Genomic DNA, 24068 nt, shown 5'->3' on the forward strand with positions numbered 1-24068 from the left:
GTCCGGTTCAGATCGGATCCCAGCTCATCACGTCGGGCGAACGCTCCAGCGGATAGAAGTGCTTCTGCATTGCCGGAATGGCGACCTCGGCAATGCGCTGCGGCGTCCAGCCTTCGCTGAAATGGACGGAGCGCAAGGGGCGCGGCTGGCTCATCAGCATGATTTCGTTGGCACGCACTGCGAATATCTGGCCGCTGACCTCGCGCGCGGCGTCGCTGAGCAAGTACACGGCCATCGGCGCAATCTTGCCCGCCTCCATTTTCTTGAGCTTTTCCACGCGGTCCCGCTGTTGCGGCGTATCGGTGGGGATGGAACTGGTCATGCGGCTCCAGGCCGAAGGGGCGATGCAGTTGGAGCGCACGCCATACCGCCCCATATCCAGCGCAATCATCTTGGACAGGGCCACGATGCCCAGCTTGGCCGCTCCGTAATTGGCCTGGCCAAAGTTGCCGATCAGCCCTGAAGTCGAGGTCATGTGCACCATCGCGCCGCTCTCCTGTTCGCGAAAGTGCGTGGCAGCAGCCCTGCTGACGAAGAATGTGCCATCCAGATGCACCGCGATGACGGCCCGCCATTCTTCCTCGCTCATCTTGTGGAAAGAGCGGTCGCGCAGGTTGCCCGCGTTGTTGACCACGCCATCGATGCGGCCAAAGTGATCCATGGCGCACCGGACGATGGCGTTGGCGGACGCGTACGTCGCGACTGAATCGAAGTTGGCGACGGCCGTCCCGCCCGCGGCGCGGATCTCGGCGACGACTGCGTCCGCAGGCGCCACCGCGGCGGACAGGTCATCGCCATTGAGCGCGACCCCGATATCGTTGACCACGACCTTGGCGCCCTCGGCCGCCAATTGCAAAGCTATCTCTCGGCCGATGCCGCCCCCGGCCCCGGTCACCACCGCCACTTTGCCTTCCATCATGCGTTCCATGCCTGTGTCTCCTCAAAGCGGGCCTGCCGGCTGCCTGCGGCAGACCCGATACTGTCGATTGCCTACTCGGTCGTTACGTTGGCGCGGCGCACCACCTCGGCCCACTTCCTGCCCTCGCTGCCGATGAAGGCGGCGAACTCCGCGGGCGTATCGGGATTGGGCACCGCTCCCTGGTCGCGGATCTGCTTCTGCATGTCGGGCGTCTGGATGATGGCGACCACCTGCTTGTTGATCTCCGACACGACGGCGTCCGGCGTCTTGGCGGGCGCCCACAGGCCGAACCACGACACGACCTCGTAGCCGGGCACGCCCGCCTCCGCCACGGTGGGCACGTCGGGCAGCTGGTCGCTGCGCTGGGCCGAGGTCACTGCCAGCACCTTCAGCCGGCCCGCCTTGATATGCGGCAACGCCGAAGGCAGGTTGTCAAAGATCATCGAGATCTGGCCGCCCAGCAGATCCGTCACGGCCGGCGTGCTGCCTTTGTAGGGCACATGCACCATGTCGACGCCGGTCATCATCTTGAACGTCTCGCCTGACATGTGCAGCGTGCTTCCGTGTCCGGAAGAGCCGAAGGTGAGCTTGCCGGGATGGGCGCGGCCGTAGGCGATCAGCTCCTTCACGGTGTCGTATGGCGCGTTCTTGGGCACCACCAGGGCATTCGGCACCATGGCGGTACGCGTGATCGGCGCGAAGTCCTTGATCGCGTCGTAGGGCATGGATTTGTAGAGACTGGGATTGATGGCGTGCGTGCCTATCGTGCCCATCACGAGCGTGTAGCCGTCCGGCGCGGCGCGCGCCACCTGCGCGGTGCCGATGTTGCCGCCCGCGCCGGGCTTGTTTTCGACCACCACGGACACGCCCCAGTGTTCGCTCAGGCGCTGGCCTATCACGCGTGCCAGGATATCGGTCGTGCCGCCCGCCGAGAACGGCACGTTTATCGTCACCGGCTTGTTGGGAAAGCCCTGCGCCGTCTGCGCGCCCGCCGCGCCGGCGCCCAGCAGGGCCGCCACTCCCAGCAACGCCAGGAACGTCAGGGGACGCTTGCGCGCAGAAGCTGCGGGCGCGTCTTTTTTGATTGTCTTGAACATAGTCTCCTCGCTTTTCTTATCCAGGTTCAGAGGCGGTCCGCCTCAATCCAGCACAGCAAGATCCTGCCCTTCCTCCACTTCATCGCCGACCGCAACCAGAATCTGCGCGATACGGCCTGCTGCCTCGCTTTCCACGGGAATTTCCATCTTCATGGACTCGACCTTGAAGGCCTCGTCGCCCGTCTGAATCCGTGCCCCCTCTTCCACGCAACACGCGACCACACGGCCTGCCACGTTGGAGACGATTTTTTTCATGCCAGCTCCTTTACCGACTCTGTTGAAATCACTGCCTGCAAGCCGTCAACGGTCATCGCACCGGCCTGGAACCGCTCCGACGCGAGCACCTGAAGAATCATGGGAATGTTGGTCTTGATGCCCTCTATCCGCATCGCGCCGAGCGCGCCGGTCAACTCGCGGATGGCGGCGGCGCGATCATCGGCATGCGCGATGACTTTCGCCACCATGGGGTCGTAATGGCTGGAAACCCGGTTGCCCTGCGCGTAGCCCGTCTCTATCCGCAGGCCTGGGCGAGGCGGCGGCAACTCGAACGCTTTCAGAACGCCGGGAGATGGCAGGAAACGCACGGGATCCTCGGCATACACGCGCGCCTCGATCGCATGTCCCGCGACGGCAGGCGGCCTGTCAATCACCGACGACAGCTTTTCGCCCGCAGCCAGGCGGATTTGCGCCTGCACGATGTCCACGCCGGTGACCGCTTCCGAGATGGCGTGCTCGACCTGCAGGCGCGTGTTGACCTCCAGGAACGAAAAGCCGCTGTCCGGCGTGTACAGCATCTCCACCGTTCCGATAACGTCGTAGCCGATCTTCCCCAGGATCGCCGACAGCCGTTCGGCCATGCCAGCCACGGCCTGGCGGTCGATGGCCGGCGCCGGCGCTTCCTCGATCACCTTCTGGTATCTGCGCTGGGTGGAACAGTCCCGTTCGAACAGGGGCAGGACATTGCCAAACCTGTCCGCCAGGAACTGGAATTCGATATGCCGCGGCGACGGCACGAATCGCTCCAGGTACAGCGCGGCATTGGCAAACGCCTTTTCGGCCATGCCGCTGGCGCGTTCCCAGCAGTCGGACAGCGATTGCGGATCGTGGACGGGGATCATGCCTATGCCTCCGCCACCGCCCGCAGGCTTGATCAGCACCGGATACCCGAGTGCGTCGGCGGCCTGGCGTACCGCGACCATGTCGTCGCGAGGCAGGATGCCGGTGCTGCCGCCTGCCTGCAGGCCATGCCGTTGCATCAACTCGCGCGCGCTCGCCTTGTTGCCCAGCACATCGATCCACCTGGACGAAGGTCCGATGAAGCAATGCCCCGCCGCTTCCACTCTGCGTGCGAATTGCGCGTTCTCGGAAAGGAATCCGTAGCCCGGATGCAGCGCATCAGCTCCGCAGCGCGCCATGACCTCAAGCAGCAGGTCCTGGTTGAGATAGCTGGCCCGCGCCGGCGCGGGCCCGATGCAGTAGCTCTCATCGGCCTGGAGCACGTACGGCAGGTCGGCATCGGCCTCGGAGTACACCGCCACGGATTGCAGGCCCAGCGCCTTCACGGCACGCAGGATGCGCGCGGCAGCGGCCCCCCGGTTGGCAATCAAGATCTTCTTCATCTGCATCCTCTCAGGGCCGGTATCCGGTGGTCACCTGGCCGGGCCGGCGCAGCGGCGCGGCCAGATTGGCGAACTCGACCAGGCGCGCTCGCGTGCAGGCCGGATCGATGATGTCCTCGATGACGAAGGCCTCCGCGCTGCGGAACGGGGACGTCAGGGCCCGCACTCTTTCCTCGATCTCCGCGCGCTTGGCTTCCGGGTCGGCGGCCGCCTCGATCTCGGACCGGTACGCCACCTCCAGGCCGCCCTCGATGGGCAGCGAGCCCCATTGCGCCGATGGCCAGGCATAGCGGAAGTTGAAGCGGCTGGAATTCTGATGGCCGCCCGCTGCCACGCCGAAAGCGCGCCGCATGATCAGCGAGAACCAGGGCACCGTCGACTGCGCGACCGCCGTCAGCGCCTTCACCCCTGCGCGCATCACGCCGTCCTTCTCGGCTTCCAGACCGATCTGGAAACCCGCGATGTCGACCAGGTTCACCACCGGCAAATGGAAGGTCTCGGCCAGATCGACCAGGCGGGTGAATTTCTCGGCGGTATGCCGGTCCCAGCCGCCGCCATAGTGATAAGGGTTGCTGGCGGCGAACAGCACCGGCCAGCCATCCACCCGGGCCAGGCCGCCGACAATGGCCTTGCCCCAATGCCGGCCGATTTCGAACACACTGCCGGGATCGAACAAGGTTTCCAGTATCGGCCGGATCTTGTAGACCTTGCGCGTGTCCTTCGGGATGGCCGTGCGCAGCCAGTCCTGGTCCGCAGCCACGGTCGGGATCTCGCCCCTGGGCGCAAGATCGTGCACGGAGGCGGGCATGTACGACAGGAAGCGCCGCGCGGCCGCGAAGGCCTCGTCCTCGGAATCCACCTCGTCGTCCACCACGCCATTGCGCGTATGGATGGCGCTTCCACCCAGTTCGTTCTTGCCCAGATTCTGGCCGATCTTGGCCACCACCGGTGGACCCGCGATGAACAGCTGCGAAGTGTCCTTCACCATGACGGAATAGTGGCTGCCCGCCACGCGCGCAGCCCCTTGGCCCGCCACCGATCCGAGGGCCAGCGACACCACCGGGACCTGCGCCAGGTTGCGCGCCACATAGGCCCAGATCTTCATCTTCGGCAGCAGCGCATGCCCCATCTTCTCGATGTTCCTGACCGAGCCGCCGCCGCCCGTACCGTCGATGAGGCGCACCAGCGGAATGCGCAGATCGAACGCCATCTGCTCGGCGAATATCATCTTGTCGCCCACAGCGCCGTCGTTCGCGCCGCCGCGCACGGTGAAGTCGTCGCCCACGACCACGACGTTTTTACGGCCCAGCGCCGCGCGCCCCATGATCACGTTCGAGGGCATCACATGGACCAGGCGGCCCTGTTCGTCATATTCGCCGCTGCCGGCCAATCCGCCGACTTCGACGAACGAACCGCCGTCGACCAGCCGTTCGATCCGTTGACGGATGTCCAGCTTGCCTGCGTCATGCTGACGCTTCACCTTGTCCTCGCCCCCCATGCGCAGGGAAAACGCCTTGCGGCGCGCCAGTTCGTCCAATTCCTGCGTCCAGCTCATTGCTTCCTCCCATGACGGCGCCAGCCTGAAACTCAGGGCGCCAGTTCGATCCACGCCTCGTCCAGCGTCAGTTCCACCGCGGTCCGCGCCTGCAGCGCCGCGAAATCCAGGCCGCTCACCATCGCCCGCACATGCAGCCCGTCCGGCCTGATGTCCAGGATGGCCAGATCGCTATAGATGCGATCCACCACGGCCTTGCCGGTAAGGGGATAAGTGCATGCGGGCACGATCTTCGGCCGGCCGTCGCGATCCACGTGCTGCATCATCACGAAGATGCGCTTGGCGCCCGCCACCAGATCCATGGCCCCGCCGACCGCCGGTATCGAGTCTTCGCGCCCCGTGTCCCAGTTGGCCAGGTCGCCGTCGGCCGACACCTGGAAGGCGCCCAGCACGGTGAGATCGATATGGCCGCCGCGCATCATCGAAAAGGACACGACGTGATCGGTGATCGACGCCCCGATGTCCAGCGCGACGGGCTCCTTGCTGGCGTTGAGCAGATCCCCGTCGACCTCCGCGCCTGGCGGCAGGCCTTTCATGCCCAGGATGCCGTTTTCGCTATGCAGCACCACGCCGCGCTCCGGCTTCAGGTAATCCGCCACCGACGTCGGCATGCCTATGCCCAGATTGACGTACGAAGCGGGCGGAATGTCGTCGGCGACGATCTGCGCCATGCGCGCGCGGGACAGGCTATTGATGCTCATTGGGGCACTCGACGATGCGTTGAACGAAGATTCCGGGCGTCACGACCTGTTCCGGCGCCAACGCCCCCAGCGGCACCACCTGGTCGACCTGAGCCACCGTGAGCCTTGCGGCCATGCACATCACAGGTCCGAAATTGCGGCTGGCGTAGCGGTAGGTCAGATTGCCCGCGCTGTCGCCGTACTGGGCCTTCACGAAGGCCACATCGCCCGGCAACGGCTCTTCCAGCACATACCCCCGGCCGTTGATGGAGCGCGTTTCCTTGCCTTGCGCCAGCCGCGTCCCATAGGCCGTGGGCGTGAAGAAAGGTCCCATGCCCGCGCCAGCGGCGCGCAGGCGTTCGGCCAAGGTGCCCTGCGGCACCACCTCCAGCTCGATCCTGCCCGCCGCATACCATTCGCCGAACGCGGCGGCATTGGGCTTCCTGGGATTGGAGGAACGGGCGAAGGAGCAGATCACCTTGCGCACCCGCCCCGCACGGATCAACTGGCTCAAGCCCGGCTCGCCATTGCCGGCGTTGTTGTTGACGATGGTCAGTTCGCGCGCGCCGGTTTCCAGCAGCGTCTGCAACAGTTCCGTTGGCACGCCGGATGCGCCGAACCCGCCGATCAGCAGTGTGGCGCCATCCTCCACCCCGGCCACGGCGGACTCCAAAGTAGGCACGATCTTGTTCAACATTGCTTTCCCCATGGCGATGGATGCGGTCGTTCCGCCTCTACCGCAAACTTGTCGGACGGTCAGAGCGCAGGCAAGGCGCTCAGGATCGCGGTGGACTGGCTGGACAAGGTCCCGCCGTTGCCATGCACCAGAGCCAGGTTCGGATCCTTCAACTGGCGCTCTCCGCATTCGCCGCGCAACTGCCTGACGGCCTCGACCATGAGAAATACGCCGTACATGCCGGGATGCACGCAGGACAAGCCGCCGCCGTTGGTATTGACCGCCAGCCGCCCGCCCGGCGCGATTGCGCCGTCGTCCACGAACGCGCCGCCCTCGCCCTTCTGGCAGAAGCCCAGGTCTTCCAGGAACAGGATGGTGTTGATGGTGAAGGCGTCATACAACATGGCCAGGTCCATGTCCTTTGCAGATACGCCGGCCATCTCGTAGCAGCGCCTGCCCGATTCAAGCGCCGCCGTCACCGTCAGGTCATGCATGGAGGAAACCTGCCGGTTCCACACCGCGGTGGCGTTGCCCATCACGTACACCGGCTTCCTGGTGCAATCGCGGGCCCGGTCCGAGCGCGTCAGCACAAAGGCGCCCGCGCCATCGCTGACCATGCAGCAGTCGCGAACGGTAAAGGGCTCGCAAACCGGACGCGCAGCCTCCACATCCGCCAGCGACAGCGGCTCGCGCATGGTGGCTTCGGGGTTCAACTGCGCCCATTTCCGCGCGGCCACCGCCACTTCCGATAATTGCTTGCGCGTGGTGCCGTACTGGTGCATGTGGCGGCTCGCGGCCAACGCATACGCCGCCACCGGCAAAGGCGGGTCATAGGGCGTTTCGTAGGGCTGAGGGTCAAGGGATTTCCGCGCGCGAGTCAGATCGGCGCGGTTGAACTTGGCGGTGCGCTGGGTGCTGCCGTAGCAGACCAGGACCGCATTGCATTGCCCGGACGCCAGCGCGTGCATTGCGGGCAGCAGATGCGCCACGTAGCTGGAGCCGCCTATCATGGTGCTGTCCAGGAAGGTCGGCCGTATGCCCAGATACTCGACCACTGACATCGCCCACATCGGCGACAGGGAACTGCATGTCGTAATGCCGTCTATGTCCTTCAGGCTCAGGCCCGCATCGGCGATCGCAGCCATGGCGGCCTGCGCCAGCACCTCCTGCTCGGTATAACCGCGGGCCTGACCCAGCCCGGCCTGCCCCACGCCCACCACGGCAGTCTTGCCCCTCAAATCGCGCAGCGTCATGCCACTGCTCCCATAGGCACAAAGACCACTTTCGCCGCCTCGCCGTCTCCAACGATCCTGGCGCTGACGCGCATGCCGATCCGCACATGTCCAGGCGCGATCTCCGCGACACGGCTCATCATCCGCACGCCTTCCGGCAGATCCACGAGGCACACGTTGTAGTCGCCGCCCTGCTCCGCATCGCGATACACGGTGGTGCTGGCGTACACCACGCCCTCCCCCGCGGGGCTGAACCAATCCAATGCCGCGCCGCCGCAATGGGGGCATACGCAGCGCGGATAGAACACCGCCTGCCTGCAATCGGCGCAGCGTTGGATCTGAAACCGGCCTGCCGCCAGGCCCTCCAGATAAACCTGCTCGGGTCCGCCCGCTGCCTGCGCACTGCTCTGGATCTCCACCCTTGTCTCCTGTCGTCTTTTTGAACCTGCCAACATTGCGGCTCAGTGTAGGGACAGGCGTGCGGCAGATAAACGGACCCGAGGGCAAATCACCTTTAACTTTGCGCGCGGGAATGGCTAAGATGGCGTGCACCCATCAGTCCGACCGCCATGTACATCCTGATAGACCATCTCAAGCATGTTCTGAATTTCGTACGCGTCGCAGACAGCGGCAGCTTCACGGCCGCGGCGCACCGGCTCGACATCTCCACCGCATCGGTGAGCAAGAGCGTCTCGCTGCTTGAGGCCAAGCTGGGTGTGAAGCTGCTCAATCGCACCACGCGCAACCTGTCGCTGACCGACGATGGCGAATTGCTGCTGCAGCGCTGCCGCCACATCCTGCTGGAAGTGGAAGCCGCCGAGGCCGAAGTGACTGGCGCCAGCGTGAGCCCGCGCGGCAAGCTGCGCGTGCATGCGCCGGTCGGGTTGGGCAGGAAGGTCATCATGCCCGCGCTGCTGTCGCTGACCGCGCGCTATCCGGAGCTATCGATCAATGCCGATTTCAGCGACCGCATGCCCAATCTGGCCGAAGAAGGATTGGATGCCACCATACGGATCGGCGTCACGGCGGATTCGCGCGTCATCGCCAAGACCTTGTCCCGGCTGCGCTACGTCACGTGCGCCAGCCCCGCCTATCTGGCCGCACACGGCACGCCGGCCGCGCCCAATGAGCTGGAACGGCACAACTGCCTGGCCTACGTCCAATGGCAGACGGGCCGATATCACGAATGGGATTTCCAGAAAGGCGATGAGCGCTACACGATCACGCCCGGCGGCAATCTGAACGTGAATCATCCGGAAGCCATTCTGGACGCCGTGGTGGCCGGCGCGGGCATCGCCCGCATGGCCAGCTTCATCGCGGAATCCGCCGTGCGGGACGGACGCCTGAAGCTGGTGCTGACGGACTGGATGGCGCCCGGCGCGCCGGTCCAGCTGGTCTATCTGCCGAACCGGCACCTGTCGCCGCGCATCCGGGCCTTCGTGGATGCGATGACAGAGGCCTTGCCGCCGCAATTGCCTTGGGAAAAGGCAATGGGGCTGTAAGGGTGCGGGCCGCTTACAGCAGCAGCGGTGAAATCTTGCTGCCGTCCACCGACACCCCGGCCATGAGGCCGCCGTTGTTCAAGACGAAGCCGACGATGGGCTGCTGCGCGGTGTAGGTATCGATGCTGCCGTTGACGCCCACATTGGCCACCGCGACCGTCGCGTCCGCCCCCACTGTCCAGCCGCTGCTGGCCCGGAACTTGGCCAGGGCGCCGTCGGTCATGAACAGCACCACCATCGCCTTGGACTGCGCGCCGGCCTGCAAGCCGATGGAGCCGCCCGTGATGCTGTAGTAGCCGGTATCCGACCCGCCTACGCGCAGCACGCCCGTTCCATGCTGCGCGCCTACGATGAAGCTCGCGCTCAATACGCCCGGAAACACCAGCACGCCACGCGCGCGTTCCACCAATTGCTTGGCCTGGGACGAGGACTGATAAAGCTTGGTCAGGGTCGCGTCGGCTGCGGTATCGAGTTCCTGCCGCTTTTCCGCAGCCGTGGCCGAGGATTTGGCGGTGGTCGTGGTGCAGCCGGTGAACGCCAGGCTGGCCACGCCGAGCATCGCGGCGAGCACGCCGGCCCGACCTGCCTTGGGGAGAGTATCAAGCATGTAGCGCTCCTTATTGTTGTTGGACGCCCTTCCAGGCGCGCCCGGAAGGAGAACGCCACCATCCTACCTGGGATTTTCCGGCCTTGGCGCCATACAAGCGGGATCTGCGTTACTTCCTGTTCCAGGACGAGCAAGTGTCATTACACTTGGCCAGCATTTCCCCACTAATTGCCGTGCGGACGCAAAGCAGAATGCCGCTTCCGCCATGCATCGTGCACGTTCTCTTCAGATGGAAATCCGCGTCTGAACATGATCGGCATCGACGCCGTGCGACACCGTCAGCCCTTCCTCGGGCAGCGCCTTGACCAATTATTTTCGAGCACGTCCGATGAAGTGGATCCTGGTCTCAATGCTATGCATGTTCGCGTCCGGCTGCGGTGTCGTCGCCGCCCCGTGCCGTATCGCATCTGCCGCCATCAAGATCGTGCCGGTCGTCGGCGACGTCGCGGCGGCGCCGACGGATGCTTGCGCGGAAGTCATCGACTGATGCGTTGCCTACGCTGTTCCCTTGCCCGCGGCAGACACAGTTGCTTGATCCCGCTTAGCTACATGTGACAACGCTGACCATGCTCAATGCACTGGTCAGGTATTGGATTGCGGCTGCTTTCTCCGGAGTCTGGTGAACGGACGAATTTTCCAGCTTTACCAAGGCATGCCTCATCAACTCGCCGGGAGACATCATTGAGATGTCAGACGCCATTGGGCGAGCGCCGCTCCACGCCAGGGCTTCCGCCTCGAAAGCCAGCGGGTCTGGGGCAGTACCAGGCAGGGCGTTGGATTTCATCGGAGTTCTCCATTGCTGTCTTGCACAAAAGGAGATCAGAGCGAGGGCTGACACGAAAGTTCCGGTGTGACCGCAGGCCGTGGGTTTGCACGGATACGAGCACGGTCCAACCGCCATAGGGCCGTTTATCGTCGTGACCTCGACGGAGCCCGCAGCCGGTTTCGCCGTATGGCCGTCTGTGATCTCGACCTCAACCTGATACACATAGCCCGTGCTGGTGGATGTGTTGGCGATGTATGCGCGGATCGATATTTAAAAGAACAGCGCTCTGTTTCGGTCTAAAAGTGCTCGTAGGGCTGCTGCTTGCCATCAAGTAGCGTTATTCAGGATCCTCGCTCTTCCTGGCGAGCTAACAACCAAGAGGTTTTGTTCCCGTGGATATCAATCCCACCCATTCCTATCAGCCACGCCCCACAATGGATATGACGACCTCCAAGGTCTCGACCGAAGCGCGGATCAACAAGGCCATCGGGTCGATACAAGCATATATGGACAAACTACGCGGCGAGCAGGAGACACGCGACCCAGGTTCGTCTGAGCGTCTGGCAGCCGGTCTCGTGGCTGCAATCGCATTGGTTCATCATATAGGCCCTTCAGTTGATCACGTTGATTTGCAGAGAACTGCCACGTGCGTGCACGCGTATCTCATCAACACATGTGCCCAAGAAGGGTTTTCATTGGATTTCGTGGAGAAATTGACCAAGAATATTGTGCTCGCTTGTCACGTGGATAGACATCAAGCAATTCTCACCGACGCAGCTGTCAGGCTCATACAGACCGTGATCAGCAAAAAAGACGAAGCTGAGGCTAGGTTGTTCTTACGCACAATGATGAACGATAGCCCAACGACAACAGATCGAGAGATGTTCGAGCAGTTGTATCGATACTCCGTGACTGCATGGCCATGCCTCGGGCCAGAAGAAGAAGGGGCGGCACGTGACAAAGTCGCAGAACAGATTCTAAACAGGCCGGATAAGCCTTTCGTACTAGATGCTCAGGACCTGGCCTTAACAAGCTTGCCGGCGTTGCCCGACGACTGTATCGAAATCGTGGTAACGGGCAATCGTCTGAGCAGCCTACCTAGATTGCCCGACAAGCTCACCGACCTCGATGTGAGTTTCAACGAGCTGACCTGCCTCCCGGATCTGCCACAATACCTTCAGTACCTGGACGCGAGCCAAAATCAATTGAGAGCGCTTCCGGAGGCACCACGCAGACTTCTGGGTCTCTATGTCACTCATAACAAATTGGATGATCTACCTGAATCTGTGTTTTCCCTATCGGAAGATGCTGTTGTAGAGACCGACGACAGCCTTACAGAGGTAGCCGAGCAGAAGCTGCGGTCTGCTATCTCGGACGGTACCGTCGGCCCCGAGATTAAATTCTATCGAAGAGAGCCTGGCGCGCAATTCGATACGCTCACCTGGACATCCAGGGAACAGTTCCTCTGAGAGGAAAAGCCCCGCCGTAATCCCTGGCGGGGCGGTGTTCCAGTAATCGAGTGGCGCGTCCTGTGGGAATCGAACCCACATCGGGCGGGTAGAAACCGCCATTCTCGCCCGAAAACGTAACGGTTTCCGGCATAGCTGATGCTTGCAGCGTTGTCATGTCGAGCGACACACACGCACTGTTATGCCGAAATATATTGCCACCGTCCAACACCACATAGTCGTATTCGCTTGCCAGCCCTGAAACCAGCATCTCGATAGCTGAATGTTGTTGCGCGGACGTCGACCACATCGACATGACTGTCGCTATGTGAAAACTGTCACATTACATCATTGATATCCAAGAGTAGCGCCGGCCGGGCAGGAACAAAGCGCGCACTCGGTAGGTGCCCCCATGCAAGATTTGAGCCTGGAGGCAACGGCACCGGGGAATGTGCCGGCAATGTCTTGGGGAGATGACCGCCGTCCGCTGACGGCCCGTCGCCCACAGGGGTCAACAATACCTCGCGTGCGGGATGAGGACGCGCACCAACACCGACTGATTCCCGATACTCCGCCACCAACCAGCGTCCCAGGCTCGTCAGCTCGCCGCCATGGACATACTCGCTTTGTAACTCCACGGGAATACCGGACCCGCCCAACAATTCGCGCACGAATACTCTTTCGCCGCCCCCCTTTTCTCCATCTAGCTGCTCCGATATTTGGACCAACGCCTTGCCAAGAGCTTGACGCGCGGCGACCCGATCGAACAACTGTCGCCCCAGATCCGTAAGCGCACCGTTACAGTAATATCTCTCTATCTCAGCACCGCCTGTACCCTGTGCGGCGCGCAAGTTTCGATTGCTCTGAATTGGATCCTCGCCGCGCATAACGTCCTCGGCACGCTCCGCCATTGTCTCTTCCAATGCCCTACTCAGCTCGCGCTCCAACCGCCGAGTTTCCCAAATCGGGGCTAGGGCCTCTTGTAGAGTCATCGCCTGCGGCACCTGCGAAGACACCACATACGAAGGCACGGACTGTCCTGCATTTTCCGCGCACCACCGTGGGGACGAACGTACCCCGGACAAATCTGATAGCAAGCACTGAAGCGCGCGGGGAGGCCCGTCATCAGGCGCTGCCATTGAGGTCGAAATGGGGTTTAAGAATGCGCCACCGGCGCCGACAGTAGGGTACACGAACTGATCTCCCAAAAAATTGTTGGCTATGGCGCAAAGGCCGCAGCCAACAGGAACCTGATGGCACTATTGCAGTGACATGCTCCCCGCGCTTTCACAAATCGCTCGTCCTGCTTCACCTACGGTATGAATTTCGTCCTCGTGGCCGACCTCCTTACGGGCAGACCAATCACGACGTGCTTGATGCCGTAGCGATGCGCGCAGTACCGGAAAACTTCCAGTAGCCTGCAGCTTCTCTCGCATTCTGATGATCTTGCTGAGATCCGCAGGCGTGACTGGGTGTTGGATTTCCAAGGCGCAACAGACGTCACATATCGCGATGGCCATCCGATCCTTATCTTCAGCCGGTGCTCCCGCCCCGATCGTGAGCCTGCCCAAATCAGCCAGATCGACTCGCCGATCCTATCCGGCGCGTGCAAGCAGGTTGGCATTACGAGGTTCCGCCACACATGGGCATCGTGGCACGTGCAGGCCGGCACGCCCCTAATGGTCCTGAAGGAGCTGGGCGGCTAGGAACGGATCGAGATGGTCCAGAACTATGCCCATCTGGCGCCGACACACATGGCCGCGCATGCTGAAACGGTCACGTTTTGGTCACAGCAGACGCTGAAAAAGAAACAGCCGCCATTGCTGGCGGCTGTAGGTGCCTGAATTAACAGGACTTTCTTGGTAGGCCCCCCGAGAGTCGAACTCGGCACCAACGGATTATGAGTCCGCTGCTCTAACCAGGCATGAGCTAGAGGCCCTAAAAACTTTTACTGCCCTTCCAGGAAGCTCTTCAGCTTATCGGCCCGGCTGGGGTGACGCAGCTTGCGCAGCGCTTTCGCTTCTATTTGGCGGATGCGCTCGCGCGTGACGTCGAATTGCTTGCCCACTTCTTCCAGGGTCTGGTCCGTGCTCATTTCGATGCCGAAACGCATACGCAGAACCTTGGCTTCACGCGGGGTGAGAGAGTCTAGCACTTCCTTGACCACATCGCGCATGGAACCGTGCAAAGCCGCGTCGGAAGGCGCCAGCGTGGACGTGTCTTCGATGAAATCGCCCAGGTGCGAGTCGTCGTCGTCACCGATAGGCGTTTCCATGGAGATCGGTTCCTTGGCGATCTTCAGGATCTTGCGGATCTTGTCCTCGGGCATGTCCATCTTCTGCGCCAGGGTCGCGGGATCCGGCTCGGCGCCGGTTTCCTGCAGGATCTGGCGGCTGATCCGGTTCATCTTGTTGATCGTTTCGATCATGTGGACCGGAATACGGATGGTGCGCGCCTGGTCGGCGATGGAACGCGTGATGGCCTGACGGATCCACCAGGTCGCATAGGTCGAGAACTTGTAGCCGCGACGGTACTCGAACTTGTCCACGGCCTTCATCAGGCCGATGTTGCCTTCCTGGATCAGGTCCAGGAACTGCAGGCCGCGGTTCGTGTACTTCTTGGCGATCGAGATCACCAGACGCAGGTTGGCCTCGGTCATTTCGCGCTTGGCCTTGCGGGCCTTGGCTTCGCCGGTGGCCATGCGCTTGTTGACGTCCTTCAGGTCCTTCAACGGCAGCACGACGCGCGTTTGCAGGTCGATGAGCTTCTGCTGCAGTTCCTGCACGGCGGGAATCTGACGCTCCAGCGTTTCGGCGTACGGGTGGCCGGCAGCCACTTCGTCGACGACCCACTGCATGTTGGTTTCGTTGCCCGGGAACACCTTGATGAAGTGCGTGCGCGGCATGCCGGCACGGTCCACACACGTGTGCAGGACAGCGCGTTCGAGCTGGCGCACTTCCTCGACCTGCTGACGCAGGGTGTCCGCCAGCTTCTCGACCATCTTGGCCGTGAAGCGGATGCCCATCAGTTCATTCTGGATGGATTCCTGGGCGCGCACGTAGACGTCCGACTTGTAGCCGTCCTTCTCGTACGAGTGGCGCATCTTCTCGAACTGCTTGCCGACTTCGTCGAACTTGGCCAGGGCCTTCACGCGCAGGTCTTCCAGCTGCTTGCTGGACATGCCGCCAGCGGGGCCGTCGTCGCCTTCGTCTTCCTCGGCCGTGACGCCGGCGCCGGCGTATTCCTCGCCGTCTTCCGGATCGACCAGGCCGTCGACCACTTCGTCGATCTGGGCCTGGCCTTCACGCACGCGCAGGATGTGAGCCAGGATCTCGTTGATCGTGGTCGGGCAGGCCGAGATGGCCATGACCATGTGCTTCAGGCCGTCTTCGATGCGCTTGGCGATTTCGATTTCGCCTTCGCGCGTCAGCAGTTCCACCGAGCCCATTTCACGCATGTACATGCGCACGGGGTCCGTGGTGCGGCCGAAATCCGAGTCAACGGTCGTCAGCGCGGCTTCGGCTTCGTCTTCGACGTCGTCGTCGTTGGACGCGACCGGCGCGTTTTCGCTCATCAGCAGCGTTTCGGCATCGGGCGCCTGGTCGTAGACCGCGATGCCCATGTCGCTGAACGTGCTGATGATGCCGTCGATCGCTTCCGCGTCGACCAGATCGTCGGGCAGATGATCGTTGATTTCGCCGTAGGTCAGGTAGCCGCGGTCCTTGCCCAGCTTGATCAGCTGCTTCAGGCGGTTGCGGCGCGCTTCGTATTCTTCGGGCGTGACGGGGCCGCGGGCGATCAGATCCTTGGGATCGGCCTTGCCGCGCTTGCCGCCGCGCTTGGGCGGCTTCAGGTCGGGCAGAACTTCGCCGTCGCCGTCCATGGTGTCGTCAAAGCCGTCGGAATCGTTGTTCGCGTTCTTGGCGGGACGTCCCGGGCGCCGGCCGCTGGGCGCGGGGCGCGCGCTGCCCACCAGGTCGGCGAGCTTGTCTTCGGCCTTCTTGGCGCGAGCCTTGGTCACCTTCTCGGGCTTGTCAGCCGCGGCAGCCTTGGCCGTCTTCTTGGCGGCCGTCTTGGCTGCGGGCTTGGCGACCTTCACCGCCGTCTTGGCGGGCGCCTTTTCCGCTGCCATGCTTACGACGCGCTTGGTCGTGGTGGCCTTGGTTTCGGCCGCATCAATTGCAGAGGAGGATTTGCCGGTGGATTTGGTCATAGTCGCTTCCGTGGTCGTCGCAACCCGTTCGGGCATGTTGCACCGCATGAAGCCGCTTTGGACAGCGGTCCAACGCGGCGGTTATACGGGTAAATCTGGTGAATCAGCGGAGATCACGCGGCTGCGTTGTTCGCAGCGCCGGCTCTTGCGAGCCCGCTTGGCGCCGTTGCGGTGCAATACCGTACTCGCGCGTTGCGTGCATGACCTCATCCTGCGTAGGCTCCCGGGCGTCGGGGGGGCTGCCTGCCTATAAATAGGCTTTGCTTGCTTATCGGGCCTTTGCCCCAAGCAGCTGAGTAGACACAGCACCCAAACCACTAACGCCATCCGGAGATAACCACCGCCGAACTGCTTGATTCACCGCTTAGCTATATTAATTAACCATGTAACAAAGTTGACGCGCGCATCCGCTTTTATTTCTGCCGTTGCGCATCTGACGTTCCGTTTTCTGGAGCATCCGCCACGCCCGGATCGCCGGTCCCGCGTCAAACCCTATACATCCATTAGATTCTGGCTGCCGGAATAGATTCCGCCCGCCGAATGCATTTCTTGTTGCTCACGCCTCGTGGCACGAGGATTAGCGCCAAATTCAGCAAGAATCAGGCCGCAATCAACTGCAAGCGCCACAATCCGCGTACATCAGAAGACAGACCTATCAGGCAGGCTCGCGCCCAACCTCACACTCCCGTCCCGCCCGCCGCAAAAAAACTCGCTTCGCAAGCGGACAACCTTTGATTTTAGCGCATTTAGCGCACGCCAGCACCTTTCAGCACGGCCATGCGGCTGGAAAGCTCCTGATAGCGTTTGCGCGCCTCTTCCGTGGCCAGGCCCGCCGCAGCGAGCTTGGCCATTTCCAGCTTGGCCGAGTCAAATTCGATCCGTCTCAAGGCGTCGTCCCATTCCGTTTGCGGATCAGGCAGGTCTTCCTGGGACAGGATGTCGGCCCGCAGGCCCTTCAGCACCGTGGCCAGATCCGAATCCGGCTCCGCGGCTTCCAGCAGGGCGCCGACATGGCGGGCGCCGCTGGATTGCGCCAGCATGATCAGGTCTCTTACAAGACCTAGATGGGGGCCGTGGTCGATGACTTCAAGCTGCTGATCACCCATGGAGTCGACCAGTTCGGGATGCGCCAGCAGCAAGCCCAGCAGGCGCTTGGCCAGCGACGGCATGGTGCGGCGGCCTTCAAACCCGCCCACATCGTTGTCGCGCTTGCCTTTCCAGCCGCCTTTGCCGCCCTTCCAGTCACCCTTGCCCTTCCAGTCGCTTTTGCCCTTCCACTCCTGCTTTCCGCCGCCGCGCTGAGCTCCTCCGCCACCAAAGTCGGAACCCTGGGACGGCAAATGAACCTGGTCCGCGTAGTCGGACTCGTCGGCCGGGATGTCATGAAAATCGTGTCCGGCGAAATCGTAGCCAGCGTCCGTATAGCCCGGCTCGTGGCTCGGCGCCGCAACCGCGCCGGCATCCCCTCCCGTGGCGCCCGGCTTGGGCGCGGGCGCGAAGGGTTTTGCGGGCTGCTGAGCCAGCACCTGCGCCATTTCCTCGGGCGTCAGCTGTACCAGCTTTGCCATTTCCCGCTCGATCTGAACGCGCAACGCGCATTCGGGAATGGCAGCCAGCAAGGGCTTGGCCTCGTGCAGGCAACTGGCCCGCCCTTCGGCTTCGTTCATGTTGTGCCGCGAGGCCAGCTCGTCCAGCAGGAAGCGGGACAGCGCCACGGCCTCTCCCAGGCACGCCCGGAAGGCTTCCGCGCCCAGTTCGCGCACATACGAGTCGGGATCGTGCTCTGACGGCAGAAACAGGAAGCGGATCGCAATGTCGTCGCGCAGCACGGGCAGGCAAGCCTGCAGTGCACGCCACGCGGCGCGCCGACCCGCGCCGTCGCCGTCGAAGCTGAAGATGACCTTGTCGCTGGCGCGCAGCAGCTTCTTGACGTGGTCCGGCGTGGTAGCCGTACCCAGCGTCGCTACCGCGTTGGCGATGCCTTGCTGAGCCAGGCCGACCACGTCCATGTAGCCTTCGACCACAATGACCTGCCCTTCCTGGCGTATGGCCTGGCGCGCCTCCCACAGCCCGTAGAGCTCGTGTCCCTTCGAGAACAGCGGGGTTTCGGGCGAATTCAGGTACTTGGGTTCGCCCTTGCCGATGATGCGCCCGCCGAAGCCGATGAGACTGCCCCGCGCATTGCGGATCGGGAACATGACGCGTTCCCGGAAACGGTCGTAGCGACGTCCGTCTTCGGATTCGATAACCAGTCCGGATTCCACCAGGACAGGGTCCTCGTAATTCGGGAAGACCTGCGACAAGCCGTGGCGGTCGGTGCCCGACCATCCCAGGCCGAAATGCGCCGCGATTTCACCGGTCAGGCCGCGCTGCTTCAAATAGCGGATCGCCGCGGGCGAGGCCCGCAATTGCTTGAGGTAATGCGCCTGAGCGGCATCCAGCACCTGCGTGTGGCGGGATTCCTCGGCCTTGCGGCGCGCGGTTTCCTGCTGCTGGCGTGGACTGCGGTTTTCTTCGGGGACCGTCATTCCCGCCGATGCCGCGAGCGTGCGCACGGCATCGGGGAAACTGGCGCCCGTGTGTTCCATCAGGAAGGTGATGGCGCTGCCATGCGCTCCGCAACCGAAGCAGTGATAGAACTGCTTGGTGGGGCTGACAGTGAACGAGGGACTTTTTTCGTTATGAAAAGGGCACAGGCCAAGCAAGTTGGCCCCGCCCTTTCTCAACTGCACGTATCGCCCGACTATGTCGACGACGTCGACTCGGGCGAGCAAATCCTGGATGAATGATTCTGGAATCAATAGATTCGGGAATCAAAAATCAATACAGGCGCGGGGGCAGTTGTTGGCTACGGATGCGCTTGTAGTGGCGCTTCACAGCGGCGGCGTGCTTGCGCTTGCGCTCAGCCGTGGGCTTCTCATAGAACTCGCGCGAACGCAGCTCGGTGAGCAAACCGGTCTTTTCGATGGTGCGCTTGAAGCGGCGCAGAGCGGCTTCAAACGGTTCGTTTTCCTTCAGTCGAACGATAGGCATAAAGTGATTGGCCTGCTTGTAGGGTAACAAAAGTTGATGACAAACCTGGCTTGCTTACCAGCAACGCTGCGCGGGTCCAGGTACGCGTAAACGGCCTCGTCGATACCAAAATCATACCAACAGAGGCAGGTACCGCGAACGGGGAACCTTGAAAGCGCAATCCAGGCGCCGGACTCCGGCTTCAGCGCTGCTTGGCAGCCCTGAACCACAGACCCATCCCGGATTTCCGCTGGCTGTTTCCGTTACCCAAAGACTACCCAAAGAGTAACAAGCCAAGTTCGGTTTAGCGATAACCAGCGATTCTAGCATGGTCATGGCTGTTTTGACTACTGGAGGGACAGTCTGGCGCCCTGGGCGGCCAGAATGCCCTCTCCTGCCGAAACGCCATGCTCAGCTCTTGGAGCCCTTGCGGATCCAGGCCTCGAGCTGGTGCGGACGCAGGCTGTCGTAGTCTTCGAAAGGCTGGTGAATCCAGGGGTTCGTCGGCAGCTTGTCGACGTAGTAGTCCGGCGTCGCCTGGGAATGCCCCTTCCACCACAGCACCGCGCTACGCAGTTCGGTGATGTCGGCAAACTGGCTTTTCAGGTGATCGTAGACCTTGCTGAAGGTCTTGCCGGTATCGACCATGTCGTCCACCAGCAACACTCGCCCGGACAGCGTGCCGCGCGTGATGGTGATGAACTGGGCGATATCCATGTCGCCCTGCTTGGTGCCGGCCGCTTCGCGATAGCTGCTCGTGGCCAGGATGCCCAGCGGCACGTCAAAAATACGGGACATAACGTCACCGACGCGCATGCCGCCGCGCGCCAGGCAAAGAATCTTGTCGAACTTCCAACCCGATTGATGCACCTGCAAGGTAAGGCGCTCGATCAGGCGGTTGTAGTCGTCCCACGTCACCCACAGATGGCTGTCATCATTGGTCGGCGTGCTCATAGGCAAGCATCTCCTGCTTAATAAATACGAAAAGGCCGCCGCCGGTATGAGACCGGCGGCGGCCTTGCGAATAATAACCCGATGTCAGCCCTTCAGGGGATGACGCAGCACAATGGTTTCATTGCGGTCCGGGCCGGTCGACACCAGGTCGATGGGCACGCCGCAAACTTCGGCCACGCGCTCCAGGTAGCGACGCGCCGCCTGGGGCAGCTTGTCGTACTCGGTGATGCCGACGGTGGATTCGCTCCAGCCCGGCAGCTCTTCCAGCACCGGCTGCGCCTGCGCCACGGCATGCGCGCCATAAGGCAGCACATCGCGGAATTCGCCGTTGACGCGGTAGCCGACGCCCAGCTGGATGGTTTCCAGACCATCAAGCACATCCAGCTTGGTGATGCACAGGCCGGTGATGCCGTTCAGGCGGACCGAGCGCTTGAGCGCGGCGCCGTCGAACCAGCCGCAGCGGCGCGGACGGCCCGTGACGGAACCGAATTCCTTGCCGATCGTGGCCAGGCGGGTACCGATCTCGTCGACCAGCTCCGTGGGGAACGGACCCGAACCGACGCGAGTCGTATAGGCCTTGGTGATACCCAGGACGTAGTCCAGTTGCTGCGGACCGACGCCCGCGCCGGCCGAGGCGGCGCCAGCAACGCAATTGCTGCTGGTGACGAAAGGATAGGTACCGTGGTCGACGTCCAGCAAAGCGCCTTGCGCGCCTTCGAACAACAAGCGCTTGCCTTCCTGTTGCATGGCGTACAGGTTGCTCGACACGTCCTTGACCATCGGGGCGATGGCCGGAGCCAGCGCCATGGCCTGGTCGCGCACTTCATTGGCGGAAACCGCCTCGGCCCCCAGGTACTTGGTCAGCACGAAGTTGTGGTAATCCAGCACTTCGGCGAGTTTTTCGTCGAACAGCGCGGGATTGAACAGGTCCTGCACGCGCAGCGCGCGGCGGGCGACCTTGTCTTCATAGGCCGGGCCGATGCCGCGACCGGTCGTGCCGATCTTGCCGTCGCCCTTGCGCGCCTCGCGCGCCTTGTCGATGGCGACGTGGTACGGCAGGATCAGCGGGCAGATTTCGGAAATCTGCAGGCGCGAACGCACGTCCAGACCGGCGGCCTCAAGCTCTTCGATTTCCTTGAGCAGGGCTTCCGGGGACAGCACGACGCCGTTGCCGATGAAGCAGGTGACGCCGGGATGCATGATGCCCGACGGGATCAGGCGGAGAATCGTCTTCTTGCCGTTGATCCACAGCGTATGGCCGGCATTGTGACCGCCTTGGAAGCGGACCACGCCCTGGACGGATTCCGCCAGCCAGTCGACGATCTTGCCCTTGCCCTCGTCACCCCACTGGGTGCCGATTACGACTACGTTCTTGCTCATGTTACGAATCAATATCGAGTTTCTCGGGAAATCCGGAAATCTCCCCGCGGCCCTCTCGTTGCCGAGAGGGGGTTAGTCACAGCGTTCTGACCGTCCAGGCGCCATCCTGCAGCGCCAGCTCGCGATCGCAAACGAATTCGTCCTGATCCTGCTCGTGACCGGGCAATACCTGAACGACAATTTCCCCCGACCGGCGCAGGCGGCGCACCGCCTCGGTCAGGGCGGGGGCTTGCCCCCAGGGCGCACGTACCGCACGCGCCCTTTCCGCCGGCGGCAAACCCGCCGCCAGCTTGCGTAAATCAAGACTGAAGCCGGTGGCGGGACGGGCCCGGCCAAACGCACGGCTGACATCGTCATAACGGCCGCCGCTGACCAGCGCATCGCGCCAGCCTTCGGCATACAGCGCGAACTTCACGCCGGAATGGTAGCCATAGCCGCCCACGTCGGCCAGGTCCACGCCGAACGCCACATTGGGCATGGCGTCGACCACCAACTGCAGCGCGTCCAGCGCAGCCACGACACCCGGCAGCAGAGGGAGTTCACGGCGCGCCTCCTGCAGCACTTCCGGCCCGCCGTATAGCTTGGGCAGCAATTGCAGGGCTTTCAGGGTCTCTGCACGCAACCCGGGAGCCCGCTCGGCCAATTCACCCAGTCCGGGAACGTCCTTCTCGCGCATCAGCAGGATGACGTCCTGCGACAGGGCCGTCGCCGCCGGATCGGACTCCAGCAGCGCGCGCAGCACGCCCGGATGGCACAGATCGAGCCTAGGGTTACGCACGCCGGCAATCGCCACGGTTTCCAGCACCAGCTGGATGATCTCCAGGTCGGCCTCGAAGCCGGCGTGGCCGTAGATTTCAGCGCCGATCTGCAGCAGCTCGCGACTGGCCAGCAGGTCCGCCGGGCGGGCGTGCAGCACATTGCCGCAATAGCACAGGCGGGTAACGCCAGCGCGGTTCAACAAATGCGCATCGATGCGCGTAACCTGAGGCGTCATGTCCGCGCGCACGCCCAGCGTGCGTCCGGACAATTGATCGACCAGCTTGCAAGTGCGCAGATCCAGATCGCTGCCCGTGCCGGACAACAATGAATCGATGTATTCGACCAGGGGCGGCGCGACCAGCTCGAAACCGTAAGTGCGATACAGATCGAGAAGTTCGCGGCGCAATTCCTCGATGCGCCGGGCCTCTGCCGGAAGTACGTCGGCAAGGCTCTCGGGCAGCAACCAGTTACCCATGAATGTTTACCTGAAGAACGCCAAGTGATGCGTGGGCGTCGCCCAAACGAAAAAGCGGCTGAGGGGGCGTAAGCCCGCTCAGCCGCTGCGGAATGTTTTCTAGCTTACGGGGTATTGTACATGGTTCGGCGGCCAATGCCAGCCGGGACTGCCGCGGCAGCGTAACCGTCCCCTATTGCGGGGAATTCGGGATGCCACCTTGCCAGCAAGCAAAAAGCCCCTTGGACTTCCAAGGGGCTTTTCTTCCGCATTACCGTCGCCGCATCACTTGGCCGGCACGGTCACCGGCGCCAGGGCGTCGCCGGTGGGATCCTTCATGAACTGGAAGAAGCTGGAGCTGGGGTCGACCACCAGCACGTCGCCCGGCTTCGAGAACGAAGCGCGGTAGGCCTCCAGGCTCTTGTAGTACGTGTAGAACTGCGGGTTCTTGCCGTAGGCCTGCGAATAGATCGCGGCAGCCGCGGCATCGCCCTCACCCATGATGCCCTGGGCCTTGGCGTAGGCCTGGGCCACGATGACTTCACGCTGGCGATCAGCTTCGGCACGGATCTTTTCGCCTTCGGCGGCGCCGATGGAACGCAGCTCGTTGGCGACGCGCGTACGCTCCGCTTCCATGCGGCGATACACCGATTCCGAAATTTCCGGCGCAAACTCGATGCGGCGCAGACGCACGTCGACGATCTGGACGCCCAACGGTTCGGCGCGCTTGGCGACGTTGGTCAGGATTTCGGCCATGATCTTGTCGCGTTCGGTCGAGACCACGTCGCGCACCGTGCGCACGTTGACCGAAGCGTTCAACGCGTCGCGGATCAGCGCCTGCAGGCGCTCCTGCGCCACGCGCTCGTTGCCGCCGGTGGACACGTAGTACTGGCGCGGATCCAGAATGCGCCACTTGACGTACGAATCGATCAGCAGGTTCTTCTTTTCGGAAGTCTGGATGCGTTCGGCTTCGTTGGTTTCGATGGTCAGAATGCGCTTGTCGAGCGTCACGACATTCTGGAACGGAGGCGGCGCCTTGAAGTAAAGGCCGGGTTCGTTGATGGTCTTGCGTACTTCACCCAGCGAGAACACCAGGGCGTAGTCGCGCTCGCGCACGACGAAGACGCAGGAAGACAGGGCGGCCAGCACGATGAGCAGGCCGACCAGGATAGGCATGAGACGTTGCATGATCAGG

21 protein-coding genes, 1 tRNA gene and 1 pseudogene are annotated in these 24068 nt (G+C 62.7%); 4 read left to right on the top strand and 19 right to left on the bottom strand.

Features of this window, described 5'->3' with window-relative positions; genetic code table 11:
• Positions 1-7: 7 nt before the first annotated feature.
• The 9 genes from HV793_RS29520 to HV793_RS29560 form a co-directional block, all read right to left on the bottom strand.
• On the bottom strand, positions 8-928 hold the full coding sequence (locus HV793_RS29520) for an SDR family NAD(P)-dependent oxidoreductase (RefSeq protein ID WP_175214379.1): 921 nt from the start codon (positions 926-928) through the stop codon (positions 8-10).
• 62 nt (positions 929-990) lie between these two features.
• Positions 991-2016 carry a Bug family tripartite tricarboxylate transporter substrate binding protein gene (locus HV793_RS29525; protein WP_175214380.1) on the bottom strand — a complete coding sequence of 342 codons (1026 nt, stop codon included), beginning with the start codon at positions 2014-2016 and terminating at the stop codon, positions 991-993.
• Positions 2017-2058: 42 nt separating this feature from the next.
• Complete coding sequence (locus HV793_RS29530) at positions 2059-2271, bottom strand: acyl-CoA carboxylase biotin carboxyl carrier protein subunit (RefSeq protein ID WP_054458613.1); 213 nt, start codon at positions 2269-2271, stop codon at positions 2059-2061.
• Positions 2268-3635, bottom strand: a complete 1368-nt coding sequence (locus HV793_RS29535; protein ID WP_175214381.1) for an acetyl-CoA carboxylase biotin carboxylase subunit — start codon at positions 3633-3635, stop codon at positions 2268-2270. The genes HV793_RS29530 and HV793_RS29535 overlap by 4 nt, the downstream gene beginning before the upstream one ends.
• Before the next feature lie 10 nt (positions 3636-3645).
• On the bottom strand, positions 3646-5190 hold the full coding sequence (locus tag HV793_RS29540; protein ID WP_175214382.1) for an acyl-CoA carboxylase subunit beta: 1545 nt from the start codon (positions 5188-5190) through the stop codon (positions 3646-3648).
• Between the two features lie 32 nt (positions 5191-5222).
• Positions 5223-5891 (bottom strand): 3-oxoacid CoA-transferase subunit B, encoded by a 669-nt coding sequence (locus HV793_RS29545; RefSeq protein ID WP_119450740.1) that lies wholly within the window; start codon positions 5889-5891, stop codon positions 5223-5225.
• Complete coding sequence (locus tag HV793_RS29550; RefSeq protein ID WP_054458619.1) at positions 5878-6567, bottom strand: 3-oxoacid CoA-transferase subunit A; 690 nt, start codon at positions 6565-6567, stop codon at positions 5878-5880. Before HV793_RS29550 ends, HV793_RS29545 begins: the two co-directional genes overlap by 14 nt.
• A gap of 59 nt (positions 6568-6626) precedes the next feature.
• On the bottom strand, positions 6627-7799 hold the full coding sequence (locus tag HV793_RS29555; RefSeq protein WP_175214383.1) for a thiolase family protein: 1173 nt from the start codon (positions 7797-7799) through the stop codon (positions 6627-6629).
• Complete coding sequence (locus HV793_RS29560; RefSeq protein WP_119450742.1) at positions 7796-8197, bottom strand: Zn-ribbon domain-containing OB-fold protein; 402 nt, start codon at positions 8195-8197, stop codon at positions 7796-7798. The genes HV793_RS29555 and HV793_RS29560 overlap by 4 nt, the downstream gene beginning before the upstream one ends.
• Before the next feature lie 150 nt (positions 8198-8347).
• On the opposite strand from HV793_RS29560, the gene HV793_RS29565 reads away from it, so the two are divergent.
• Positions 8348-9280, top strand: a complete 933-nt coding sequence (locus tag HV793_RS29565; protein ID WP_175182239.1) for a LysR family transcriptional regulator — start codon at positions 8348-8350, stop codon at positions 9278-9280.
• 13 nt (positions 9281-9293) lie between these two features.
• Here the strand turns inward: HV793_RS29565 and HV793_RS29570 are convergent, their stop codons facing one another.
• Positions 9294-9887, bottom strand: a complete 594-nt coding sequence (locus tag HV793_RS29570) for a BPSL1445 family SYLF domain-containing lipoprotein (RefSeq protein ID WP_175214384.1) — start codon at positions 9885-9887, stop codon at positions 9294-9296.
• Positions 9888-10215: 328 nt separating this feature from the next.
• On the opposite strand from HV793_RS29570, the gene HV793_RS29575 reads away from it, so the two are divergent.
• A complete protein-coding gene (locus tag HV793_RS29575) occupies positions 10216-10374 on the top strand; it encodes a DUF6726 family protein (protein ID WP_054458630.1) in 159 nt (52 codons plus the stop codon).
• Positions 10375-10428: 54 nt separating this feature from the next.
• Here HV793_RS29575 and HV793_RS29580 read toward each other — a convergent pair whose 3' ends face one another.
• Positions 10429-10671 (bottom strand): hypothetical protein, encoded by a 243-nt coding sequence (locus HV793_RS29580; RefSeq protein ID WP_054458632.1) that lies wholly within the window; start codon positions 10669-10671, stop codon positions 10429-10431.
• A 374-nt stretch (positions 10672-11045) separates the two neighbouring features.
• On the opposite strand from HV793_RS29580, the gene HV793_RS29585 reads away from it, so the two are divergent.
• Together HV793_RS29585 and HV793_RS29590 are read left to right on the top strand one after the other, a co-directional pair.
• Entirely contained in the window at positions 11046-12122 is a 1077-nt protein-coding gene (locus HV793_RS29585; protein WP_175214385.1) for a hypothetical protein, read from the top strand.
• A 1577-nt stretch (positions 12123-13699) separates the two neighbouring features.
• Positions 13700-13945: pseudogene (locus tag HV793_RS29590) on the top strand (tyrosine-type recombinase/integrase); the annotation flags it as partial.
• A gap of 16 nt (positions 13946-13961) precedes the next feature.
• Here HV793_RS29590 and HV793_RS29595 read toward each other — a convergent pair.
• The 8 genes from HV793_RS29595 to hflC all read right to left on the bottom strand — a co-directional run bounded on the left by HV793_RS29595 (position 13962) and on the right by hflC (position 24061).
• Positions 13962-14040, bottom strand: a tRNA-Ile gene (locus HV793_RS29595).
• A 9-nt stretch (positions 14041-14049) separates the two neighbouring features.
• Entirely contained in the window at positions 14050-16314 is a 2265-nt protein-coding gene (rpoD, locus tag HV793_RS29600) for an RNA polymerase sigma factor RpoD (protein WP_054458639.1), read from the bottom strand.
• A gap of 746 nt (positions 16315-17060) precedes the next feature.
• Positions 17061-19115 (bottom strand): DNA primase, encoded by a 2055-nt coding sequence (gene dnaG, locus HV793_RS29605; RefSeq protein WP_054458641.1) that lies wholly within the window; start codon positions 19113-19115, stop codon positions 17061-17063.
• Between the two features lie 19 nt (positions 19116-19134).
• Entirely contained in the window at positions 19135-19347 is a 213-nt protein-coding gene (rpsU, locus tag HV793_RS29610; protein ID WP_006218592.1) for a 30S ribosomal protein S21, read from the bottom strand.
• Positions 19348-19737: 390 nt separating this feature from the next.
• On the bottom strand, positions 19738-20280 hold the full coding sequence (locus tag HV793_RS29615) for a phosphoribosyltransferase (protein WP_042792860.1): 543 nt from the start codon (positions 20278-20280) through the stop codon (positions 19738-19740).
• An 84-nt stretch (positions 20281-20364) separates the two neighbouring features.
• Complete coding sequence (locus tag HV793_RS29620; protein WP_042792859.1) at positions 20365-21660, bottom strand: adenylosuccinate synthase; 1296 nt, start codon at positions 21658-21660, stop codon at positions 20365-20367.
• A gap of 76 nt (positions 21661-21736) precedes the next feature.
• Entirely contained in the window at positions 21737-22894 is a 1158-nt protein-coding gene (locus HV793_RS29625) for an ATP phosphoribosyltransferase regulatory subunit (RefSeq protein ID WP_054458643.1), read from the bottom strand.
• 264 nt (positions 22895-23158) lie between these two features.
• Positions 23159-24061 carry a protease modulator HflC gene (gene hflC, locus HV793_RS29630; RefSeq protein WP_054458645.1) on the bottom strand — a complete coding sequence of 301 codons (903 nt, stop codon included), beginning with the start codon at positions 24059-24061 and terminating at the stop codon, positions 23159-23161.
• Positions 24062-24068: the final 7 nt, after the last annotated feature.

The sequence above is a fragment of the Achromobacter aegrifaciens genome (genome assembly GCF_902859965.1).
Lineage (GTDB): Bacteria > Pseudomonadota > Gammaproteobacteria > Burkholderiales > Burkholderiaceae_B > Achromobacter > Achromobacter aegrifaciens.

Coding starts and splice junctions, on each gene's coding strand:
- HV793_RS29520 (WP_175214379.1), bottom strand. CDS start 928: ATGGAACGCATGATGGAAGGCAAAGTGGCGGTGGTGACCGGGGCCGGG.
- HV793_RS29525 (WP_175214380.1), bottom strand. CDS start 2,016: ATGTTCAAGACAATCAAAAAAGACGCGCCCGCAGCTTCTGCGCGCAAG.
- HV793_RS29530 (WP_054458613.1), bottom strand. CDS start 2,271: ATGAAAAAAATCGTCTCCAACGTGGCAGGCCGTGTGGTCGCGTGTTGC.
- HV793_RS29535 (WP_175214381.1), bottom strand. CDS start 3,635: ATGAAGAAGATCTTGATTGCCAACCGGGGGGCCGCTGCCGCGCGCATC.
- HV793_RS29540 (WP_175214382.1), bottom strand. CDS start 5,190: ATGAGCTGGACGCAGGAATTGGACGAACTGGCGCGCCGCAAGGCGTTT.
- HV793_RS29545 (WP_119450740.1), bottom strand. CDS start 5,891: ATGAGCATCAATAGCCTGTCCCGCGCGCGCATGGCGCAGATCGTCGCC.
- HV793_RS29550 (WP_054458619.1), bottom strand. CDS start 6,567: ATGTTGAACAAGATCGTGCCTACTTTGGAGTCCGCCGTGGCCGGGGTG.
- HV793_RS29555 (WP_175214383.1), bottom strand. CDS start 7,799: ATGACGCTGCGCGATTTGAGGGGCAAGACTGCCGTGGTGGGCGTGGGG.
- HV793_RS29565 (WP_175182239.1), top strand. CDS start 8,348: ATGTACATCCTGATAGACCATCTCAAGCATGTTCTGAATTTCGTACGC.
- HV793_RS29570 (WP_175214384.1), bottom strand. CDS start 9,887: ATGCTTGATACTCTCCCCAAGGCAGGTCGGGCCGGCGTGCTCGCCGCG.
- HV793_RS29575 (WP_054458630.1), top strand. CDS start 10,216: ATGAAGTGGATCCTGGTCTCAATGCTATGCATGTTCGCGTCCGGCTGC.
- HV793_RS29580 (WP_054458632.1), bottom strand. CDS start 10,671: ATGAAATCCAACGCCCTGCCTGGTACTGCCCCAGACCCGCTGGCTTTC.
- rpoD (WP_054458639.1), bottom strand. CDS start 16,314: ATGACCAAATCCACCGGCAAATCCTCCTCTGCAATTGATGCGGCCGAA.
- rpsU (WP_006218592.1), bottom strand. CDS start 19,347: ATGCCTATCGTTCGACTGAAGGAAAACGAACCGTTTGAAGCCGCTCTG.
- HV793_RS29615 (WP_042792860.1), bottom strand. CDS start 20,280: ATGAGCACGCCGACCAATGATGACAGCCATCTGTGGGTGACGTGGGAC.
- HV793_RS29620 (WP_042792859.1), bottom strand. CDS start 21,660: ATGAGCAAGAACGTAGTCGTAATCGGCACCCAGTGGGGTGACGAGGGC.
- HV793_RS29625 (WP_054458643.1), bottom strand. CDS start 22,894: ATGGGTAACTGGTTGCTGCCCGAGAGCCTTGCCGACGTACTTCCGGCA.
- hflC (WP_054458645.1), bottom strand. CDS start 24,061: ATGCAACGTCTCATGCCTATCCTGGTCGGCCTGCTCATCGTGCTGGCC.